At 67.9% G+C, this 20,621-nt stretch carries 18 protein-coding genes; 7 read left to right on the top strand and 11 right to left on the bottom strand.

Translation table 11 applies throughout. The features are described 5' to 3' along the window. Positions 1–6: 6 nt before the first annotated feature. The 6 genes from F1C10_RS00720 to F1C10_RS00695 all read right to left on the bottom strand — a co-directional run bounded on the left by F1C10_RS00720 (position 7) and on the right by F1C10_RS00695 (position 8,430). Positions 7–1,812: an acyclic terpene utilization AtuA family protein gene (locus tag F1C10_RS00720; protein WP_219729769.1), complete on the bottom strand. Its 1,806-nt coding sequence runs from the start codon at positions 1,810–1,812 to the stop codon at positions 7–9. 94 nt (positions 1,813–1,906) lie between these two features. After that, positions 1,907–3,196: an adenylosuccinate synthase gene (locus F1C10_RS00715; RefSeq protein ID WP_185207926.1), complete on the bottom strand. Its 1,290-nt coding sequence runs from the start codon at positions 3,194–3,196 to the stop codon at positions 1,907–1,909. Positions 3,197–3,308: 112 nt separating this feature from the next. Further along, positions 3,309–4,412, bottom strand: a complete 1,104-nt coding sequence (locus F1C10_RS00710; protein WP_185207924.1) for an ATP phosphoribosyltransferase regulatory subunit — start codon at positions 4,410–4,412, stop codon at positions 3,309–3,311. A gap of 63 nt (positions 4,413–4,475) precedes the next feature. After that, positions 4,476–5,498 carry a VacJ family lipoprotein gene (locus F1C10_RS00705; RefSeq protein WP_185207922.1) on the bottom strand — a complete coding sequence of 341 codons (1,023 nt, stop codon included), beginning with the start codon at positions 5,496–5,498 and terminating at the stop codon, positions 4,476–4,478. Between the two features lie 109 nt (positions 5,499–5,607). Beyond that, positions 5,608–7,185, bottom strand: coding sequence for a phosphoglycerate dehydrogenase (gene serA / locus F1C10_RS00700; RefSeq protein WP_185207921.1), 1,578 nt, complete (start codon positions 7,183–7,185; stop codon positions 5,608–5,610). A gap of 93 nt (positions 7,186–7,278) precedes the next feature. Further along, the gene (locus F1C10_RS00695) at positions 7,279–8,430 is read right to left on the bottom strand and encodes a phosphoserine transaminase (RefSeq protein WP_185207919.1); all 1,152 of its coding nucleotides are present in this window, start codon (positions 8,428–8,430) and stop codon (positions 7,279–7,281) included. A gap of 257 nt (positions 8,431–8,687) precedes the next feature. Between F1C10_RS00695 and F1C10_RS00690 the strand changes: the two genes are divergently transcribed. Then, complete coding sequence (locus F1C10_RS00690; RefSeq protein WP_258042996.1) at positions 8,688–9,335, top strand: extensin family protein; 648 nt, start codon at positions 8,688–8,690, stop codon at positions 9,333–9,335. Positions 9,336–9,346: 11 nt separating this feature from the next. Then, a complete protein-coding gene (locus F1C10_RS00685; protein WP_185207917.1) occupies positions 9,347–10,231 on the top strand; it encodes an LOG family protein in 885 nt (294 codons plus the stop codon). Positions 10,232–10,321: 90 nt separating this feature from the next. Here F1C10_RS00685 and F1C10_RS00680 read toward each other — a convergent pair whose 3' ends face one another. Then, a complete protein-coding gene (locus F1C10_RS00680) occupies positions 10,322–11,044 on the bottom strand; it encodes a cytochrome c family protein (RefSeq protein WP_185207915.1) in 723 nt (240 codons plus the stop codon). Positions 11,045–11,152: 108 nt separating this feature from the next. On the opposite strand from F1C10_RS00680, the gene F1C10_RS00675 reads away from it, so the two are divergent. Continuing rightward, complete coding sequence (locus tag F1C10_RS00675) at positions 11,153–12,043, top strand: prephenate dehydratase (RefSeq protein WP_185207913.1); 891 nt, start codon at positions 11,153–11,155, stop codon at positions 12,041–12,043. 118 nt (positions 12,044–12,161) lie between these two features. Then, positions 12,162–14,285: a S9 family peptidase gene (locus F1C10_RS00670; RefSeq protein WP_258042995.1), complete on the top strand. Its 2,124-nt coding sequence runs from the start codon at positions 12,162–12,164 to the stop codon at positions 14,283–14,285. 188 nt (positions 14,286–14,473) lie between these two features. On the opposite strand, the gene F1C10_RS00665 is transcribed toward F1C10_RS00670, so the two are convergent. From F1C10_RS00665 to F1C10_RS00650, 4 genes are read right to left on the bottom strand one after another with little or no spacing between them, the layout of a single operon-like run. Next, positions 14,474–15,307, bottom strand: a complete 834-nt coding sequence (locus tag F1C10_RS00665; RefSeq protein ID WP_185207911.1) for an enoyl-CoA hydratase — start codon at positions 15,305–15,307, stop codon at positions 14,474–14,476. After that, positions 15,304–16,170, bottom strand: coding sequence for an NAD(+) diphosphatase (gene nudC / locus F1C10_RS00660; RefSeq protein ID WP_185207909.1), 867 nt, complete (start codon positions 16,168–16,170; stop codon positions 15,304–15,306). Before nudC ends, F1C10_RS00665 begins: the two co-directional genes overlap by 4 nt. Continuing rightward, on the bottom strand, positions 16,167–17,522 hold the full coding sequence (locus F1C10_RS00655) for a serine hydrolase (RefSeq protein ID WP_258042994.1): 1,356 nt from the start codon (positions 17,520–17,522) through the stop codon (positions 16,167–16,169). The genes nudC and F1C10_RS00655 overlap by 4 nt, the downstream gene beginning before the upstream one ends. After that, positions 17,513–18,583 (bottom strand): A/G-specific adenine glycosylase, encoded by a 1,071-nt coding sequence (locus F1C10_RS00650; protein ID WP_258042993.1) that lies wholly within the window; start codon positions 18,581–18,583, stop codon positions 17,513–17,515. Before F1C10_RS00650 ends, F1C10_RS00655 begins: the two co-directional genes overlap by 10 nt. A gap of 26 nt (positions 18,584–18,609) precedes the next feature. Here F1C10_RS00650 and F1C10_RS00645 point away from each other — a divergent pair, with 26 nt between their 5' ends. Genes F1C10_RS00645 through F1C10_RS00635 form a run of 3 tightly spaced genes read left to right on the top strand, consistent with a single transcriptional unit; the run spans position 18,610 to position 20,577 of the window. Further along, positions 18,610–19,134: a DUF721 domain-containing protein gene (locus F1C10_RS00645; RefSeq protein ID WP_185210306.1), complete on the top strand. Its 525-nt coding sequence runs from the start codon at positions 18,610–18,612 to the stop codon at positions 19,132–19,134. Continuing rightward, positions 19,131–19,805, top strand: coding sequence for a thioredoxin domain-containing protein (locus tag F1C10_RS00640; RefSeq protein WP_185207905.1), 675 nt, complete (start codon positions 19,131–19,133; stop codon positions 19,803–19,805). The genes F1C10_RS00645 and F1C10_RS00640 overlap by 4 nt, the downstream gene beginning before the upstream one ends. A 40-nt stretch (positions 19,806–19,845) precedes the next feature. Beyond that, positions 19,846–20,577 carry a thioredoxin domain-containing protein gene (locus tag F1C10_RS00635; RefSeq protein ID WP_185207903.1) on the top strand — a complete coding sequence of 244 codons (732 nt, stop codon included), beginning with the start codon at positions 19,846–19,848 and terminating at the stop codon, positions 20,575–20,577. The last annotated feature ends 44 nt before the right edge of the window (positions 20,578–20,621 follow it).

Genomic DNA, 20,621 nt, shown 5'->3' with positions numbered 1-20,621 from the left:
TCCGCGTCAGGCGACCAGCCGGCGCGGCACCTTCAGCTTCATGTCGAGCAGCTGCTGCCCCTTCCCCTTCGCCAGCGGATCGAGCCTGAGGCTCGCAAACTGCCCCCCGCCGAGCGACTGGATGCAGTGGAGGTTGATCGCGTCCATGCCCGGCAACTCGTAGCGCCGGACCTCGGGATGCGCGGCCCCCTCGAATTCGTGCGCGAAGAACGCCTTTACCGCCTCCTCCGTCAGCGCAGCGCGAATCCACGGCAGCAGATCGGGCCGGCGCGCGATCACCCCGACGTTGAACGCGTCGCCCTTGTCTCCTGACCGTGCCCAGGCGACGTCGATCAGTGCGACCTCGACCAAATCGTCGTTGTCGCTTGCCCCGTCGTCGACGGATGGCCGCACGACCATCTCCGCAGCGAACGGAGTCGCTGGCTCTGGATTGGCGACCGCGATGCTCTTCTCGCCCAGCGAAACCGACGCGGCGACCGAAGCGCCGTCGACGAGGAACGAGAAGACCTGCGAGACCGGCGAGATCGTCGGCCGCGCCCCGAACCACCCGGTCGAACCGACGCTCATCGATGTCGTCGGCGAATCGAATTCGCGCATCATGATGCCGAGCGCGGCTTCGTCGTCGTGCTCGGCGCCGATCCGCGCGATCACCTCGCGCGTCGACGAAAGCGCCGGATTGGCCTGCGCACCGTAGCTTGCCTCGGTCCCGAGCAGCTCGACGCGGGTGTCGCGCAGCGGCGGCAGGTTGCGGTCGCGCAGCATCTCGTTGACGCGGGTGATCACCGCCTGCGCCTGCGCCGCGGCCTTGCGCGCCGCATCCCGGCCGACGACGGGCATGATGCCGATGAAGCGGAAACCATTCTCGTAGGTGACGCACGTCTTGAGCTTGCCGCTCGGCGGATAGCCTTTGGCATTCGACACGCGGACGCGGTGCTCGCCCTCCTGCGTGACGCGCAGCTGCGTGAAGTCGCACACCACGTCGGGTAGCGCGTAACCCTGCGGATCGCCGACCTCGTAGAGGATCTGTTCGGACACCGCGGCGACCGAGACGAGCCCACCGGTATCGGCCGGCTTGGTGACGATGAAATCGCCGTCGGCGTAGCATTCGATCACCGGATAGCCGATATGCGCCCAGTCGGGCACCTTGTCCCAATCGGTGAACAGCCCGCCGGTCGCCTGCGCGCCGCATTCGATCACATGCCCCGCGAGCGATCCCGCCGACAGGCGGTCATGATCGTCCGCAGTCCAGCCGAACTCGTGCATCAGCGGCCCGAGCGTCAGCGCGCTGTCGACCACGCGGCCGGTGATGACGACGTCGGCCCCCGCGGCAAGCGCCGCCGCGATCGGACCACCGCCGAGATAGGCGTTGGCGGTCCACACCTTTGCCGGATCGGGGAAGGGCGTGCCGGCGAACATCTCGGGCGTGCCTTCGGCGGCGAAGGCGGGGACGCGATCCAGCAGATCGTCCCCGGTTACGATCGCGATGCGGAAGCTGACCCCTGCCTCGGCTGCGATCTCCTCCATCCGCGCGCGGCAGGCGGCCGGGTTCACGCCGCCGGCATTGGTGACGACGCGCACCCCCTGCGCCTTGAACTCGCGCAGATTGTCCTTCCACACCCATTCGGTGAAATCGCGGGCATAGCCCTGATCGGGGCGCACCCGCTTGAGCTGGCCGAGCGGGGCCATCGTCGCCTCGGCAAGATAGTCGAGGATCATGTAATCGAGCCCGCCCCCGGCGAGCAGTTGCGGCGCGGCCACCGAACTGTCGCCCAGGAAACCCCCAGCGCCGCCGATGCGGACGATCTTCGCCATCATGCCTCTCCCGCTTTATGTTGCGGGAACGGCTACAGGATTTGGCCCGTCAGGCAAGATCGCCCGCCGCATCGAGCAGCGGGCGTCACGCCAATCAATCGGCGAACGGGTCGCGCACCAGAATCGTGTCCTCGCGTTCCGGGCTGGTCGACACCAGCGCAACGGGGCAGTTGATCAGCTCCTCGATGCGGCGGATGTATTTGATCGCCTGCGCCGGCAGATCGGCCCAGCTGCGCGCGCCCGCAGTCGATTGCGACCAGCCCTCCATTGTCTCGTACACCGGGCGCACCGCTGCCTGATCGGCCGCGTGCGACGGGAAATAATCGATCGCCTGCCCGTGCAGCGTGTAGCCGGTGCAGATCGCGATTTCTTCGAACCCGTCGAGTACGTCGAGCTTGGTCAGCGCAATGCCCGTGATCCCGCTCACCGCCGCCGCCTTGCGCACCAGCACCGCGTCGAACCAGCCGCAGCGGCGCTTGCGCCCTGTCACCGTGCCGAACTCGCGCCCGCGCGTGCCCAGCCGCTCGCCCGTCTCGTCGTCGAGCTCGGTTGGGAACGGGCCCGATCCGACGCGCGTCGTATAGGCCTTGGCGATGCCGAGCACGAAGCCGACCGCACCCGGTCCAAGCCCGGAACCGCCCGCCGCCGTACCGGCGATCGTGTTCGACGACGTGACGAACGGATAGGTGCCGTGATCGATGTCGAGCAGCACGCCCTGCGCGCCCTCGAACAGGATGCGGCGGCCGCGTGCGCGCGCCTCGTTCAGATCGCGCCACACCGGCTTGGCGAACGACAGGACGAAGTCGGCGATCTCGCGCAGGTCAGCGATCAGCCGGTCGCGATCGATCGGTGGCTCGCCGAACCCCGCGCGCAGCGCATCGTGATGCGCGGTCAGCCGGTCGAGCTGCGGCGCGAGATCATCGAGATGCGCGAGATCGCACACGCGGATCGCGCGGCGACCGACCTTGTCCTCATACGCCGGGCCGATGCCGCGCCGCGTGGTGCCGATCTTGCCCGCGCCGCTCGCATCCTCGCGCAGCCCGTCGAGATCGCGGTGAAACGGCAGGATCAGCGCGCAACTATCGGCGATGCGCAGCGTATCGGGGGTGATCGCGATGCCTTGCTCGCCCAGCTTCGCTACCTCGTCGCGCAGCGCCCAGGGATCGAGCACCACGCCGTTGCCGATCACCGACGGCGTGCCACGCACGATTCCCGACGGCAGCAGCGACAGCTTGTAGACGTTCTCGCCGACGACCAGCGTGTGCCCGGCATTGTGGCCGCCCTGAAAGCGCACCACCATGTCGGCGCGCTCGGCCAGCCAGTCGACGATCTTGCCCTTGCCCTCGTCGCCCCACTGGGCGCCGATCACCGCTACGTTCGCCATGGATACGGTTGCTCCCCTGCCGGAATGACCCCGCGCGCCCTTCGACAGGACTCGGCACGTGGGGGATGGCTGGAATGTGCGCCGCGCCGGTAGCGGCGCGGGCCGCGCACTGTCAACCGCCGAGCGGCCGCGCCTGGCCGCCGGCGAAGACGTGGGTGCACAATTGCGCCTCGGGCGTGTCGCCCGGCTCGAGCGCGGCGACCGTCACCCATCCCGCGCTGCGCAGTTCCGCACCGGTCTCGGGCGGGGTGCCGACCGGTAGAAACAGCCGGCGGCGCGCGCCGGCATAGGCGCCAGCGATCGACGCGGCGTACAGCGAGAAGCCCGTCGCCACCTCCTCTGCCCCGCCCTCGTGCATCAGCGTGTACGTGCCGCCGCGCCCAACCTCGCGCGGCGATCCTTCCGCGAACAGCGAGAAGCCAAGCCACGTCTGATATTCGAACCCGTGCCGCTCGGTCGGGTCAAGCGTCAGCGTCGCCCGGTCGCCGACGGCGGCGGCGATCGCCTCCAGCGCATCGAGCCGTGACGCCAGCACCCCCGCCACGTCGAATTGCCGCAACCGGCCGATCGCGCTGTCGAACGGGCCCGCCGCTTCGATCAACGGCAGATAGGCGGGCGCGATCTGTGCCACCGCGCCCGCGTCCTTCGCATCGAGCCGGTCGCGCAGCTGGTCGACGTCGTCGATCGGCAACGCGCCGGCAGCCAGCGTCGGCACCAGATCGGGCAGCGTGAAATCGAGCGAGACACCTTGCGCGCCCGCCGCGGCGAGCGCCTCGACCGCTACCGTCACCACCTCGCGTGCCGCCGCCACGGTATCGAGCCCGATCAGCTCGCATCCGATCTGGCGCGTTTCGCGCTCGGGCTGCAGCGCGCCGCCGCGCAGCTTCAAGACCGATCCGGCGTAGCTGAGGCGGACGGGGCGCGGATGGTGCGCCATGCGCGTCGCCGCGATCCGCGCGATCTGCGCGGTGATGTCGGGGCGGATTGCCATTGTCCGCTGACTTACCGGATCGACAAAGCGCACCGCATCGAACAGCCCGCCGTCCTTCAACCGCGACGCGAGGCCGTCGGCAAACTCGGCGAGCGGCGGATCGACGCGCTCATAGCCGTAGCCGTGCGCCACACCGAGGACATGCGCTTCCACCGCCGCGGCCCCATCGGCGTGCGGCGGCAGCGAATCGCGGAAACCTTCGGGCAGCAGGCTGGTACGGGTCATGCGGCGCCTCTACTTTGGAAGCCGGAACGGGAAAAGACGTGCGCTGAGATGCGCGACGCGCCGTCAGCGCGGCGGGGCGGCCTCTGGGGTTGCAGGTGCGTCCTCAAGCGTCGTGCCGGACCGTTCGCGCACCACGATCGGCGCGGTCGGCGCTTCCGACATCGGGCTCGAGTTCTTTGGCGCCTTCCCCTTCAGCTCGTCGATCTCGTTCTGCCGACGCTGGAGGTAGAAATCGCGCGAGCGGGCATAGGGATCGGACTGGCCGTCATGCAGCTGCTTCAGCGTATCGTCGAACTCGGCGCGGTGATCTAGCGCGCCGAGCACCGCAAACGGCACGGCGAACTCCGGCTTGGTGATGCGTGAGCCATAGACGAACGGGAACAGCAACCGGTCGAGCGCGCCGCCGATCAGGTCGCGCGGCGTCGTTGGGCCGACGATCGGCAGGAACAGGAACGGGCCCGACTTGATGCCGTAGAAGCCAAACGTGTTGGCGAAGCCGTTGCTGCGCCGCTTGGCCTTGAATGGCTTGCGCTTCGCCATGTCGAACAGGCCGGCGATGCCGATCGTGGTGTTGATCGCAAAGCGCCCGACCGTTTCCAGCGCGCGCCCGATCTTGAGCTGCAGCGCGAAGTTGAGCGCCACCACCGGCTCGCGCAAATTGTACAGAAAGTTGTGGATGCCGTCGCGCACCGGCTTTGGCAGGATGCTCTTGTAGCTACGCGCGAGCGGCGCGAGGATCGCGCTATCGACCGCCATCGTTGCTTCGAACGCGGCGGTATTGACGTCGGCAAAGGGATCCGGCGCCTCCCATGCGCCGCGTCCGGTGACGACGATGTCCTGCGCGGCTTCGGGGGATGCCGGCGGGGCCTGCCCGGCAACGACGGGGATAGCATCGCCGAGGGGCGCGATCTCGCCCGGAACGAAATCCGCGACTGGCGCGATAGCCGGCAGATCGGCGTGAAGCGGAACGTCGATAAGGGCGGTAACGTCGGCCAGATTGGTGATGTCGGGGCCAAGGGGCAGCGCCGGCTGCGCGAGCGGCGGCGGCGCGACGAGCAGCGCCCCGGCAAAGATCAACGCACTCACATTCAGTCCCCGGCGGTTCCGCTCCACCTTCGCGATGGAGCGGAACCGTGGCGGGTCGGGCGGGCGATGACAACCGTTAAGTCGCGCATCCTTTGCCCGCGGGCGCTGGTCAGAAACGCAGACCCATCGCCGTCTTGACGCCCGGCAGCGCCTTCACCGTCGCGAGCAGCGCGGGCGTCACCGGCTCGTCGACGCTGAGCAACAGCACCGCCTCGCCGCCCGCCTGGCGCCGGCCGAGGTGGAAGGTGCCGATATTGACCCCCGCCTCGCCCAGCGTCGTGCCCAGCCGACCGATGAAGCCCGGCGCGTCCTCGTTGACGACGTAGAGCATCGCGCCGCTGAGGTCGGCCTCCACCTTGATCCCGAACAGCTCGACCAGCCGCGGCGCCTCGTCGCCGAACAGCGTGCCTGCGACGGAGCGTTCGCCGTCGGCGGTGCGCACCGACACGCGCAACAGCGTGTGATAGTCGCCCGCCCGCTCGGTGCGGATCTCGCGCACTTCCGTCCCGCGATCGCGCGCGAGCACCGGGGCGTTGACCATGTTTACCGTATCGGTCTGCGTGCCCAGGAACCCCTTCAGCACCGCGCTCGTCAGCGGCTTGGGATTGAGCTCCGCCGCCGCACCTTCGCGGTGGATCGACACCCGATCGATCGCCCCGTGCGCCAGCTGGCCGACGAGGCTGCCGAGCTTCTCGGCGAGCCCCATATAGGGCTTCAGCTTCGGCGCCTCCTCGGCACTCAGACTCGGCATGTTGAGCGCGTTGGTGACGCCGCCCGAGACGAGATAGTCCGCCATCTGCTCGGCGACCTGGATCGCGACATTGACCTGCGCTTCGGTGGTCGATGCGCCGAGGTGCGGCGTCGAGACGAAGTTCGGCGTGCCGAACAGCGGGCTTTCCTTGGCCGGCTCGGTGACGAAGACGTCGAGCGCCGCGCCGCCGATATGGCCGCTGTCGAGCCCCTGCTTCAGCGCCGCCTCATCGATCAGCCCGCCGCGTGCGCAGTTGATGATGCGCACGCCCTGCTTGGTCTTGGCGAGGTTCTCGGCTGACAAGATGTTGCGCGTCTGATCGGTCAGCGGCGTGTGCAGCGTAATAAAGTCGGCGCGCGCGAGCAGCTCGTCGAGCGTGACCTTCTCGACGCCGAGCTCGATCGCGCGATCCTCGGTGAGGAAGGGATCGAACGCGACGACCTTCATCTTCAGGCCGCGCGCACGATCGGCGACGATCGAACCGATGTTGCCCGCACCGATCAGCCCCAGCGTCTTGCTGGTCAGCTCGACCCCCATGAAGCGGTTCTTCTCCCACTTGCCCGCCTGCGTCGAGGCGTCGGCTTCTGGCAACTGGCGGGCGAGCGCGAACATCAGCGCGATCGCGTGTTCGGCGGTGGTGATCGAATTGCCGAACGGCGTGTTCATCACCACCACGCCCTTGGCGCTGGCCGCGGGAATATCGACGTTGTCGACGCCGATGCCCGCGCGCCCGACAACCTTGAGGTTGGTCGCAGCGTCGAGGATCTCCTTCGTCACCTTGGTCGAGCTGCGGATCGCGAGCCCGTCATAGTCGCCGATAATCGCCTTCAACTCGTCCGGCGTCTTGCCGGTGATCTCGTCGACCTCGACGCCGCGCTCGCGAAAGATCTGCGCAGCCTTGGGATCCATTTTGTCGGAAATGAGAACTTTTGGCATGGGTATTGTCCTAGGTACGGCCGTCACCCGCGCGGATAAGCGCAGCTTCGTCGACGACTAGAATGTGGAGGCTCTACGTTTGAAGAAGCGCGATCAGCCCGCCCTGGCGGTCGCATAGGCCCAGTCGAGCCACGGGCCGAGTGCGACGATGTCCGCCGTGTCGACCGTCGCGCCGCACCAGATGCGCAAGCCGGGCGGCGCATCGCGATAGCCGCCGATGTCGTATGCCGCGCCCTCCGCCTCGAGCAACGAGACCATCTTCTTGATCACCGCTTCGTCGGCATCGACGGTGAGGCAGACGCTGGTCTTCGAGCGCGACGCGGGATCGGTCGCAAGGTGCCCGAGCCAGTCACGCGCAGCGACGATCTCGTCGAGCGCCGCGGCATTCGCGTCCGACCGCGCGATCAGGCCGCGCTCGCCGAGCGACTTCGCCCATTCGAGGCTGAAGATCGCGTCCTCGACCGCGAGCATCGATGGCGTGTTGATCGTCTCGCCCTTGAACACGCCTTCGGCGAGCTTGCCCTTGGAGATAAGGCGGAACACCTTGGGCAACGGCCACGCGGGCGTGTAGCTCTCCAGCCGCTCGACCGCGCGCGGGCCGAGGATCAGCACGCCGTGCGCGCCCTCCCCGCCGAGTACCTTCTGCCATGAGAAGGTGGCGACATCGATCTTGTCCCACGGCAGGTCGTACGCGAACACGCCGCTGGTCGCATCGGCGAAGGAGAGCCCCTCGCGATCGTCCGCGATCCAGTCGCCGTCCGGCACGCGCACGCCGCTGGTGGTGCCGTTCCAGGTGAACAGCACGTCGGTCGACCAGTCGACCTGGCTGAGATTGGGCAGCTGGCCGTAATCGGCGCGGATCACCGTTGGATCGATTTTGAGCTGCTTGACCGCATCGGTCACCCAGCCCTCGCCGAAGCTTTCCCAGGCTAACGCGGTAACCGGGCGGGCACCGAGCATCGTCCACATCGCCATTTCGTAGGCGCCGGTATCGGAGCCCGGGACGATGCCGATGCGATGCGTGTCTGGCAGCGCGAGCAGCTCGCGCATCAGGTCGATGCAATATTGCAGCCGCTGCTTGCCGATCTTGGAACGGTGCGACCGACCGAGCGAGGCGTCGGCAAGCTTGGCGGCATCCCAGCCTGGCGGCTTGGCGCACGGGCCCGACGAGAAATAGGGGCGCGCCGGCTTGGTCGCAGGTTTCGCAGGCGCAGTCGTCGCGTCGGCGAGCGTCGTATCAGTCATATAACTCTCCTCACAGAGAGCACGCGCGGCGTTGGGACCGCGTGGCCCGTCGACGGCCCTAGACGTGCGTTGGTCGCGTGACAACCGTCTGCACCGCCAAGGGTTGCGCGCACCCCGCATACACAACGCCAGGGCGGCACCGTTTGCCGAATTCCTGCCACCACTCGCCCTGCCCCTGCTCTTGGCAGGCTTCCCTTTAAGACGGCAGCGAAGGAAGGAACGGCAGCGCCGACCGCTGAGCGACGCGAACGGGGGATGTGTTGCGTATCGTCATGCTGCTCGCTTTGGTCGCGAGCCTCGCCGCCTGTGGCCGGTCGGAGCCGCCGCGCAAGGCCACCACGCGGCCAGCGACGGCGAAGGTCGACGGCCCGTCGCCGCGCGAGACCGCGATGTGCCAGCGCGATCTGCGCGAGCTAGGCGTTGATTTCGAACCCCTGCCCGATCGCCAGTTCGGGCCGGGCTGCGCGATCCTCGGCACGGTGAAGCTGCTCGACGTCGGCGTGCCGACGACCAATCTCGGCGCGGTACGCTGCGGCCAGGCACGCACCTACGCGCGATGGGCACGCAATGCGGTTGCCCCGGCGGCCTATCAGATCCTCGGCAGCGAGCTTGCCAAGGTCGAGAGCATGGGAAGCTACGCCTGCCGCAACGTTGCGGGGACGGGCCGGCGATCGGGCCACGCGATCGCCAATGCGATCGACGTCGGCGCGTTTCAGCTGAAGGACGGGCGGCGGATCAGCGTGCTGCACGACTGGAACTCGTCCCATCCCGAGGTGCGCCGTTTCCTAGCGGTCGTCAGCGCATCGGCATGCCGCCGCTTCGGCACCGTGCTGGGCCCCAACTACAATGCGGCGCACCGCAACCATCTGCATCTCGAGGACGACAAGGCGAATTTCTGCCGCTAATGGCTGCCGAAATGACCGAGACCAGAGTACCGAGCCGCGTCTTTCCGCGCGCCCGCCAGGATGCCGAGTCGGCGAAGACCGGCATTTCCACCCCGCAGACCGAGAACCCGGCCTACAAGCTCGCCTTCCAGGATATGGATTTCCTGCTGCGCGAAGACCTGCGCCCGGTGCGGTTCCAGCTCGAGCTGCTGAAGACCGAACTGCTGCTCGAGGAAGCGCATATCGGCTCCACCTTCGTCTTCTACGGCTCGGCGCGCATTCCGGAGCCGGCCAAGGCGCAGGTGATGCTCGACATGGCTGACGAGGCGCATCGCCCCGTCGCCGAGCGGCTGGTCGCCAAGTCGAAATATTACGACATGGCGCGCGAGCTCGCGCGGCTGGCGAGCAACTTCCCGCGCGACGAGCAGGGGCAGCGCCACTTCGTCGTGTGCTCGGGCGGGGGCCCGTCGATCATGGAGGCGGCGAACCGCGGCGCGGCCGACGTGCACGCCGAGTCGATCGGACTCAACATCGTCCTCCCGCACGAGCAGGCGCCCAATCCCTATGTGACGCCGTCGCTATCGATGCAGTTCCACTATTTCGCGCTGCGCAAGATGCACTTCCTGCTGCGCGCCCGTGCGCTCGCCGCCTTCCCGGGCGGGTTCGGCACGTTCGACGAGCTGTTCGAGCTGCTGACGCTGATTCAGACCGGCAAGGTGGCGCCGATCCCGGTGCTGCTGTTCGGCCGCGAATTCTGGGAACGCGTCGTCAATTTCGAGGCGCTGGTCGAGGAAGGCGTCGTGTCGGAGCGCGACCTTGGCATCTTCACCTATGTCGAGACCGCCGCTGAGGGCTGGGCGGTGGTACAGCGCTTCTATCAGGAACGCGCGCAGAAGGATCCCGCGCCGCCCGTGTGATGCGCCGGCGCGCTCGTTGCCCAAACAATGAAAAAGGGGGCCGGCTCACTTCGAGCCGACCCCCTTTTTCATTATGTGCTGAAGCGCGGCTTACTTGCCGGTCTGCTTCGCCGCCGCTGGGTCGACCGACGGCGCGCCGCTCGCCGGCGTCGCCGTGTTAGCGATGTCGCCCGTCTGGCCGCGTACGTCCTTCTCGACCGCGTCGACCGCATTCGCCGCGCCGGGCGCCGCGCCTGCGCCCTCGACGGCATTGCCGCCCTCGGCCGCCGCCGGCGCCGCGCCCGCTGCCGGGGCGGCCGGCAGCGGCAGGTTCGATCCCTGCTGGTTGAGATACAGGATGATGTTGGCGCGGTCCTGCGGGTTCGACAGGCCGGCAAAGGTCATCTTGGTGCCGGGCGCGAACTTGCGCGGGCTCGTCAGCCACGCGTTCATCTTGTCGAAGTCCCAGCTACCGCCGACCTTCTTAAGCGCGTCGGAGAAGGCGTAGCCGCCCTTGCCCTGCGCCACGCCTTCACCCATCGTCGCGTACAGGTTCGGCCCGATGCCGTTCGCGCCGCCCTGGTTGATCGTGTGGCACGCGCCGCACTTCTTGAACACGTCGGCGCCCTTCGCCGCATCGGCGGTCGGCAGCAGCGAGGCGATCGGCACTTCGGCCGCCCCGCCACCGCCGGCCTCTTCCGCCGCCTCGACCGGATAGCCGAACTTCTCGACCTCGCCCGAGTGGAAGATCATGCCGCCAGCGATCGAGAGCCCGAGTGCAGCACCGCACGCAGCCAGCACCCAGCCTGCAATCGTGTTGTTCCGATCGTCCATCTTGCGCAGTCGCCCCTGAAACGTTTGGCCGTCCCATAGAAAAGCGTGCCCACGACGGCAAGCGCGCTTGAGAGGGTCGGTATGCTCGCTTAACGCCCGAAACCCAGAATGGAAAACTTCGCCGCCCCCGCCCGCCCGATCGTCGCCCGCATGGCCGATGCCGCTGCCGCCGCACCCGAGCGCGCCGTCGCGTTCCAGGGCGCGCCAGGCGCCAACAGCCACGTCGCCGCGGTCGAGGCGTTTCCCGACGGGCTGCCGCTGCCGTGCTTCTCGTTCGAGGACGCGATCGACGCGGTGAAGCAGGGCAAGGCCGACTGCGCGATCATTCCGATCGAGAATTCGCTCCACGGCCGCGTCGCCGACATCCATTTCCTGCTGCCCGAATCGGGGCTGGTCATTACCGGCGAGCATTTCCTGCCGATCCGCCACGCGCTGATAGGCATCGGCACGCGCGACGAGGTGCGCGAGGCGATGAGCCACCCGCAGGCACTGGGCCAGTGCCGCCACTGGTTGAAGGCACACGATATCCTGCCGGTCGCCTATCCCGACACCGCCGGCGCCGCCGCGATGGTCGCCGAGCGGGGCGATCGCAGCGTCGCCGCGCTCGCCCCACCGGCGGCAGCCGAGATCTACGGGCTCAATCTGCTCGGCACCGACATCGCCGATGCCGATCACAACATGACACGCTTCGTCACGCTGGCGCGCGGCGGCCAGCCGGCGATCGGTGACGGTCCGTGGATGACGACGTTCATCTTCGAGGTGAAGAACATTCCCGCCGCGCTCTACAAGGCGCTCGGCGGCTTCGCGACCAACGGCGTCAACATGACCAAGCTGGAAAGCTACCAGCGCGGCGGCACGTTCGCGGCGACCGATTTCTACGCCGATATCGAGGGCAAGCCGGGCGACGAGAACGTCGACCGCGCGCTGGAGGAGGTCGGCTTCCACTCCAAATGGGTGCGCGTCCTCGGCACCTATCGCCAGGCCCGCAAGCGCGGATAGTCCCCGCCGCGCAAGCGCGGGTATCTGATCCGCGCGAGCGCAGACAATCGTCACGTCCACCCCTTGCGCCGCCCCGCGCCTGTCGTATCACCTGCGACAAATCGACGTGGGGATGATGATGCGGAAGATGTTGCTCGCCAGCGCTGCGCTGGCCGTTTCGACCGGTGCGCTAGCGCAGACCGCCGCTCCTACCGAAGCGACGCCGCCGCGCGCCGCGAAGAAGCCGTTCCAGGTGACGTCGCCCAACGGCGCGCGCACCGACGATTATTACTGGCTGCGCGACGACACGCGCAAAAATCCGGAAATGCTGGCGTATCTCACTGCCGAGAACGCCTATGCCGATACGCAGCTCGCCGCGCTCAAGGCGCTCGAGGATACGCTGTACCGCGAGACGGTGAGCCACATCAAACAGGACGACAGCTCGGTTCCGTATCTGAAGAACGGCTATTGGTATCAGTCGCGCTTCGATACCGGCGCGAACTATCCCGTCATCGAGCGGCGCAAGGGCGACAAGGCTGCGCCGGCGCAAGTGATGTTCGATCAGCCGGCGATGGCGAAGGGGCACAATTTCTTCGCGCTGTCCGACTGGAGCGTCAGCCCCAACAATCGCCTCGTCGCCTATGCCGAGGACACCGTCGGCCGCCGGCAATATGTGCTCAAGGTCAAGGATCTGACGACCGGGCAGCTGTTGCCGGATACGATCACCAACGCCGAACCCAATGTGATCTGGGCGGGTGATAACCGCACGATCCTCTACGTCGCCAAGGATCCGACGACGCTGCGCGGCTACAAGGTAATGGCCCACGTTCTTGGTACACCTGCGGCGCGGGACCGGCTGTTGTACGAGGAGAAGGACGACACCTTCCAGATGGGCATCGGTCGCACCAGCGACGATCGTTTCGTGTGCGTCGTGGTGCAGTCCACCGTCAGCACCGAGCAGCGTTGCGCCGCCGCGGCTACGCCCACCGCCTTCCAAGTCATCGCGCCGCGCAAGCGCGACCTGCGCTACGAGGCCGATCACATGGACGGGCGCTGGATCTTGCGCACCAACCTCAAGGCCAAGAATTATACGCTGATGACGCTCGCCGACGCCGACGTGGCGAAGGGAACGGCAGCGTGGCGCGACCTGACGCCCGCCAGCGACAGCGTGTTCATCGAAGGGTTCAAGCCGTTCGCCGGCTTCGTCGCGATCGATCAGCGCGAGGGCGGCAATCGCATGATCCGCCTGCTCGACGCGGCGGGCAAGTCGCTCCCCGTCAAGGCGGACGAGCCTGCGTACCGCATGGCGCTCGACGTCAATGAGGAGCCGAAGACCGATTGGGTGCGCTACACCTATGGCTCGCTCGTCACCCCGACGACCACCTATGAGGTGAATGCGAAATCGGGCGAGCGGCGCGTGCTCAAGGTCGCGCCGGTACCGAGCTACGATCCAGCGAATTACGTCACCGAACGCGTGTGGGCGGCGGCGCGCGACGGCACCAAGGTGCCGGTCAGCGTCGTCTACAAAAAGGGCGTCAAGCGCGACGGCACCGCGCCTTTGTTCCAGTACGGCTACGGCAGCTACGGCGCGTCGATGGATCCGGCGGTCGATCCCGGCCGCATCGGGATGCTCGACCGAGGCGTCGTCTACGCCATCGCGCATATCCGCGGCGGGCAGGAAATGGGCCGCGGCTGGTACGACGACGGGCACCTGCTCAACAAGAAGAACAGCTTCACCGATTTCATCGACGTGACGCGCTATCTGGTCGCGCAGAAATATGCCGCGAAGGATCGCGTCGCGGCGATGGGCGGCTCGGCCGGCGGGCTGTTGATGGGCGCGGTCGCCAACATGGCGCCACAGGATTACAAGGTGATCGTGGCGCAGGTGCCGTTCGTCGACGTGGTGACGACGATGCTCGACGCGTCGATTCCGCTCACCACCTTCGAATATGACGAATGGGGCAACCCGGCGCAGAAGCCGTACTATGATTACATGCTGAGCTACTCGCCGTACGATCAGGTCGCGGCAAAGGGCTATCCGGCGATGTACGTCGGCACCGGGCTGTGGGACAGCCAGGTGCAATATTACGAGCCCGCCAAATGGGTCGCCAAGCTGCGCGAGATGAAGACCGACCCCAATCCGCTGCTCTTCCGCGTTAACATGGAGGCCGGGCATGGCGGCAAGTCGGGCCGGTTCGAGCGCTACCGCCAGAACGCCGAATGGGGCGCGTTCGTGCTGCAGCAACTGAACGTGGCAAGCTGAGGGGCGGACGAACGCCCGCACCGCAGCCTTGAATCGGCGCATCGATCGTCAGGCGCGCCGATTTCGACTCGAGCCGACGTGGCTATTCGCTGGCGCGAATCCGGGCTGGCGAAAGCTGCAAGGCACGCGTTGTCGCGGGTCGAGCCCGGATTCCTGCTTGCGGACCAGGAAGCCGGGACCGGGTTCCGCTACTCCCTGCCCATCCGGGTGCGGATGGCTGAAGGCAGGTTGCTCGGATCGATCGGCAGCCCGTGCACCAGCTGGTTGTGTGCGTGCGCCAGCTGGTGGTTCGCAAAAGCAGTGCGGATCGCATCGGCGCGCCCCATCCGGTCCTGGGCGGCGTTGATCGATTCCTTGGCGAGCTTCAGCGTGAAGCGATTGGTGCGCGCGATCCGCTCGGCGAGGGCGAGGGTGAAATCCGCCAGTGCGTCTCGCGGTACGACGTGGTTGACCATGCCGAGCCGCAGCGCCTCGTCCGCCGCGAGCCAGTCGCCGGTGAACAGCCACTCCTTCGCCTTGCGCACGCCGAGCTCGAACGGGTGGTGGAAAAGCTCGACGCCCGGCACGCCCATGTCGGCGGCACTGTTGTCACGAAAGCGCGCGTCCTCGGCGCAGACGATCAGGTCACACGCCCAGGCGAGCATCACGCCGCCGGCGATCGCGATCCCCTGCACCGCCGCGATCGTCGGCTTGGGCAGGTTGCGCCATCGCTCGGTGATGTCGAGATATAGCGCGCGCTCACGCGAATAGCCCGCCTCCCAGCCCGCGCCGCCGAAGTCACCCCACGCACCGCGCGCCGCAGCTGGATCGAGCGGCCCATCGGACAGATCGTGCCCCGCGCAGAAATGGTCGCCCTCTGCCGCGAGGATGATGACCGACACGTCGTCGTCGCGCGCGGCGCGGGTGAACGCGTCGTCGAGCGCGTGCGTCATCGCCGCGCCCTGCGCATTGCGCTTCTCGGCCCGGTCGAGGACGATCCGCGCCACCCTTGGCGCCGGCGTCTCGTACCGGACCTGGCTCATTCCGCGGCCCAGATCGTCAGCAGCGTGTGCGCGATCGCGTACGGCGGCGGCGAGACGAACGGCCCGTCGCCGGCAAGCGCCGCGCGCACCTCGTCGCGGGTGAACCAGTCCGCCGCGTCGAGTTCGGTCTCGTCGAGCGTGATCTTGTCGTCCTGGGCGATGCCGACGCAGGCGATCATCAGCTGCGAAGGGAACGGCCACGGCTGGCTCGACAGATACCGCACGCCGCTGACGCGTACGCCTGCCTCCTCCTCGATCTCGCGTGCCACCGCTTCCTCGATCGATTCGCCCGGCTCCAGAAAGCCGGCGAGCGCGGAGTACCGCCCCTGTGGCCACGCCGGCTGCCGCCCCAGCAGCGCCCGCCCGTTATGCTCGGCGATCATGATCACGACGGGGTCGACGCGCGGAAAATGCTCGGTCTTGCACGATCCGCACTTGCGGCCCCAGCCGGCGCGGAACAGCCTGGTCGGGTTGCCGCAATTGGCACAGAAGCCGTGGCGCGCGTGCCAGTCGATCACGCTACGCGCCGCGGCGAACGTCGCCCCCTCGCCGGGGCGGAGCTGGTCGAGCACGCCGAATAGATTGGGTGACCGGAACGGTGGGGGCGCCGCCTCCCCCGGCACGAAGGCGGCGAAGCGCGGCTTGCCGTCTTCCAGCCCGAGCAGGATGAATTCCGCCTCGTCGGGCGCTTCGGTCAGCATCGTCCAGGCGAGCCGGCCGTCGTCGGTCACCTCCGGCTCATAATTGTGCAGCTTGAGCAGCCGCGCCTGCCAATTGCCCATCGCGCTGGCGAGCGCATCGTCATCGTGCCGCAGGCGATCGGCGCGATCGAGCGTACCGCCGGTGAAGCCGGGTACGATCATCGCGGCATCATCCGCGCCATATCGCGCGCGAGCGCGGCGGGCACGCTCTGCCGCAGCCCCCATTTCTCTGCCGGGAAATATTGCACCATCACCGTTCCTCGCATCTTTCGCGCAGGGTCGACCCAAGCGATCGTTCCCGCCGCGCCGCCCCAGCCATAGGTGCCCTTCGACGGTCCGCCGTTGGGCGTATCCTCCAGGTACACTGAACCGCCAGCGCCGAAGCCCATCCGGGCGGACATCGCGCCCCCGGTTCCGCCGCCGATCCCGCCGAACGTCACGCCGGCGGGCAGCAGGTTCGACATGCCGAGCGCCGCCGTCTCGCGCTTCATCACCTGCCGCCCGTCGAGCGTGCCACCGTTCGCGAGCATGTGGAGGAAGCGATCATAGTCGCGCGCGCTGGATACCAGCCCCGCCCCGCCATAAGGGAAGCTGGGCGGCGAGAGGTATACCGACGTCGCACCGGGATCGAGCGGGCTGCGCGTATCGCCGACGAAGACGTAGTTGGTCGACAATCGCCCCGCCGCGCTGGCCGGCACGCTCCAGTAGGTCGATCGCATGCCGAGCGGATCGAGCAGCCGCGTCTGCACGAAGCGGTCGAATGGCATCCCGCTCGCCTTCTCGATCACCGCGCCCATCACGTCGAGCCCGATCGAGTAGCTCCACTTGGTGCCCGGCTCGGCGATCAGCGGCACGCTGGCGACGCGGTTGGCGAATTCGGCGAGCGTCGTCGGACGCGCACGCCGCGCCTGCACCTCGACCTGCGCGTTGACCTGGCCTGGCAGGATGCCGAGCCGCTCATATTCCTTGAGCAGCGGGCCCTTCGCCGAGATATTGTACGACAGGCCGGCGGTGTGCGTCAGCAGGTGACGGATCAGGATCGGGTTTTTGGCGGGTACGCTGTTCAGCGACGTGTCCGGGCTCGTCAGCACGCGCATCGTGGCGAAGGCGGGGAAATACTTGCTCACCGGATCGTCGAGGTTGAGCTTGCCGTCCTCGACCAGCAGCATCGCTGCCATGCCGGTGATCGGCTTGGTCATCGAATAGATTCGCCACAGGCTGTCCGGCCCCGCAGCAGGCGCGGTCGGCGCGTCGGCGATCCGACCGGCTGACACGAACTGCGTCGGGAAATCGCCGACGCCGAACGCCCCGACGATGCCAGGCATCTTGTCCGACGCGACAAGGCCGTCGAACAATGCCTGCGTCGCCGGCAGGATCGGGTTGCCGCGCTGGGATGACGAGGCCGATGCAGTGGACGGTGTCGGCGCGGGTACCGGCTGTGCCTGCCGCGCGTGAAGCCCGCCCGCCAGCAGGATCATCGTCGCGCCCGTGCCGGCAAACCACGTCATCCGCATCGCATCCTCCCTATCGCCTCGGCCGCCTTGCCGAACACGGTCGGCAGGCCGGCTTCGGCCAGCCGATCGACCGGCCACCAGCTCGCGTCCCCGTTCACGTCGACGTCGACGTCGGTCGCTGAATGCGCGCCAACGCACGCCACGGCAAGCGCGAGTTCGAGCGTGAAATGGGTGAAGCCATGGCTCACCTCGTGGTTCAGCACCGTCCAGTCCGCCGCCGCTGCCGGCGCATCGACGAGGCCGGGCCGGTCCGCGAGCCAAGGCCCGGTAGGCAACGCGCGCATACCACCGAGCAGACCCTTTTCCGGCCGCCGGACAAGCAACACGTCACGGCTTCCGTCATCCTTCTCCCGCTCGAGCCAGAAGATCGTGCCGTAGCGTGTCGGGCGCGGCTTCTTCGCTGCCTTGACCGGAAAGGCTTCCTGCTCGCCTGCCGCCTTCGCCGCGCAGCGATCGGCGAGCGGACACAGCAGGCATTTCGGACGCCGCGGCGTGCAGATCGCCGATCCCAGATCCATTATCGCCTGCGCGAAGTCACCTGCGCGCGTGTCCGGCGTGATCGTCTCAACAGCGGCGCGAACGGCGGGTTTGCCGACGGCGCGAAACAGCCGCGCGACGACCCGCTCGACGTTCGCATCGATCACCACCGCGCGCCGGCCGAAGGCGATCGCAGCGACCGCCGCCGCGGTATAGTCGCCGAGCCCCGGCAGGCGTCGCAACGCCGCCTCGCTATCCGGAAAGCGGCCGCTGTGATCCGCCACCACCGCGCGCGCCGCCTTCACCAGATTGCGCGCCCGCGCATAATAGCCAAGCCCCGCCCACGCGGCCATCACGTCCGCTTCTTCTGCCGCCGCGAGGCTCGCCACGTCGGGCCAGCGCGCCACCCACGCCGCGAACCGCGGCCGCACCGTCGCCACGGTGGTCTGCTGCAGCATCACCTCGGACAGCCAGACGCGATACGGGTCGGGCGCCGCGCCCGGCAGTGCGCGCCACGGCAGCGCGCGCCGGTGCTGATCGTACCAGGCGAGCAGAGGGTCGGTGATGAGGCGCTTGGCGTCCACGCCCCGGCTATGGCATGAGGCGCGCCATGAGCAAGCGCCTGCGCGCCCCCCAAACCGGCCCGGTCGTCGAGCCCGTGCGATCGAACCGCTCGCGCCAAGTGTCCGAACTGCTGCCGCACGTCGGCGGCGCGGCATTTCGGCGCTTCGGCTTCGTGCAATCGTCGATTGTGACGCGCTGGCCGGAAATCGTCGGCGAGCGGCTGGCGGCGGCGAGCGCGCCCGAATCGATCAAGTTTCCGATGGGCAAGAAGCAGGACGGCACACTGACGCTCGTCGCGCGCGGCGCGCATGCGGTGATGATCCAGCACGTCATTCCCGAGATCGTCGAGCGGGTGAACCGGTTCTTCGGCTATGCCGCGGTCGCCAAGGTGACGATCCGCCAAGGCGAGGTAGCCGCGCGTCCCAAGCCGCGCGTCGCAGCGGCACCCCAGCCGGTTCCCGCGGAACTCGGCCAAAGCCTCAAGACCATCGAAGACCCCGAACTCAAGGCCGTTCTGGAGGCGCTCGCCGCCGGCATCGGCGCCTCCAGCGGATTGCCCATCATCAAATGAAGAAGCTGCTCGCTCTCACGCTCGCCGTCTCGCTCGCCGCGCCGCTCACCGCCGCCGCGCCTAAGCCGTGGCCGTTGGTGGCGACGCCGGCGGCGCAGGGCAGCTACGTCATCGGCAATCCCAAGGCGAAGGTGAAGCTGGTGGAATATGTCAGCTACACCTGCCCGCACTGCGCACATTTTGCGCGCGATTCGGCGGCGGTGCTGAAGGGTCGGATGATCGCGTCGGGCTCGACTAGCCTCGAAGTGCGCAGTTCGGTGCACGATCGCTACGATCTCGTCGCCGCGACGTTGGCGCGCTGCTCGGGCCCTGCGCTGTTCCCCAAGATGCACGAGGCGCTCTTCGCCCGGCAGGACGAATGGCTGGACAAGGCTGTCGCGTTCGATCCGGTCGGCGGGCAGAACCCCGCCGGCACCACGCAGGCGCAGAAGATGCGCAGCCTCGCCGACGGCGCGGGGCTGAGCGACATCGCCAAGGCGGCCGGGATGACCGACGCGTCGATCAACGCGTGCTTCGCGAACGAGGCGAACGTCACCCGGACGCTCGCCGTCGCGCAAGGCATGCAGGACAAGATCAAGGGCACGCCGACGTTCGAACTGAACGGCAAGCTGATCGACAATACCGACTGGGCGAAACTTGAGCCGATGCTGCGCGCCGCCGGCGCGCGCTGACCCGTCCGCCCATTCAGCACGATCTCAACGGAGTAGATTGATGACCCTGCGTATCGCCGCCACCGCCATCGCGCTTACCTTCCTCGCCGCGTGCGGGGATGGCGGCTCGACCGGCTCAGCCGCACCCAATTCAGTCGCCGCCGCCCCCGCCCCGGCCGGGCAGGACTGGTCGCAGACCGTCAGCAAGACGACTGATGGCGGCTTCGTCATGGGCAACCCCAACGCGCCGCTCAAGCTCGTCGAATACGGCTCGCGCACCTGCCCGACGTGCGGCAATTTCGGCCGTACCGCCACCGAGCCGCTGACGCAGAACTACATCAAGACCGGCAAGGTCTCGTTCGAATTCCGCGACTTCCTGGTCCACGCCCCCGATCTCGGCGTCGCGATCCTCGGCCAGTGCGCGGGCGAGACACCGTTCTTCCCGATCCTCGAGCAGATGTTCCAGGAGCAGAACGGCTTCCTCGAGAAGCTCGAAAAGGTGCCCGCCGATTTCCAGCAGCGGCTGCAGGCGATGACGCCGGCGCAGCAGGCGACCGCCTGGGTCGAGCATCTCGGCTACATCGATTTCGTGAAGCAGCGCGGGCTGAGCGAGCAGCAGGCGCGCCAGTGCCTTGCCGATCCGCAGCGGATCGAGGCGCTCGCCAAGGTTTCCGAAGTCGCGATGCGCGACAAGGAAGTCACCGGCACGCCGACCTTCTTCCTCAACGGCGAGAAGCTCGACGCGGCGAGCTGGGAGCAGGTCGAATCGGCGCTGAAAGGCGCCGGCGCCTGAGGCGACGCATCCGCCGCGCCGCTTGATGCCAGGGTTGCACTGAC

Origin of the sequence: Sphingomonas sp. NBWT7, assembly GCF_014217605.1 — a bacterium.
Taxonomy (GTDB): Bacteria; Pseudomonadota; Alphaproteobacteria; order Sphingomonadales; family Sphingomonadaceae; genus Sphingomonas.
This window is presented reverse-complemented; position numbering and strand designations above follow the sequence as displayed.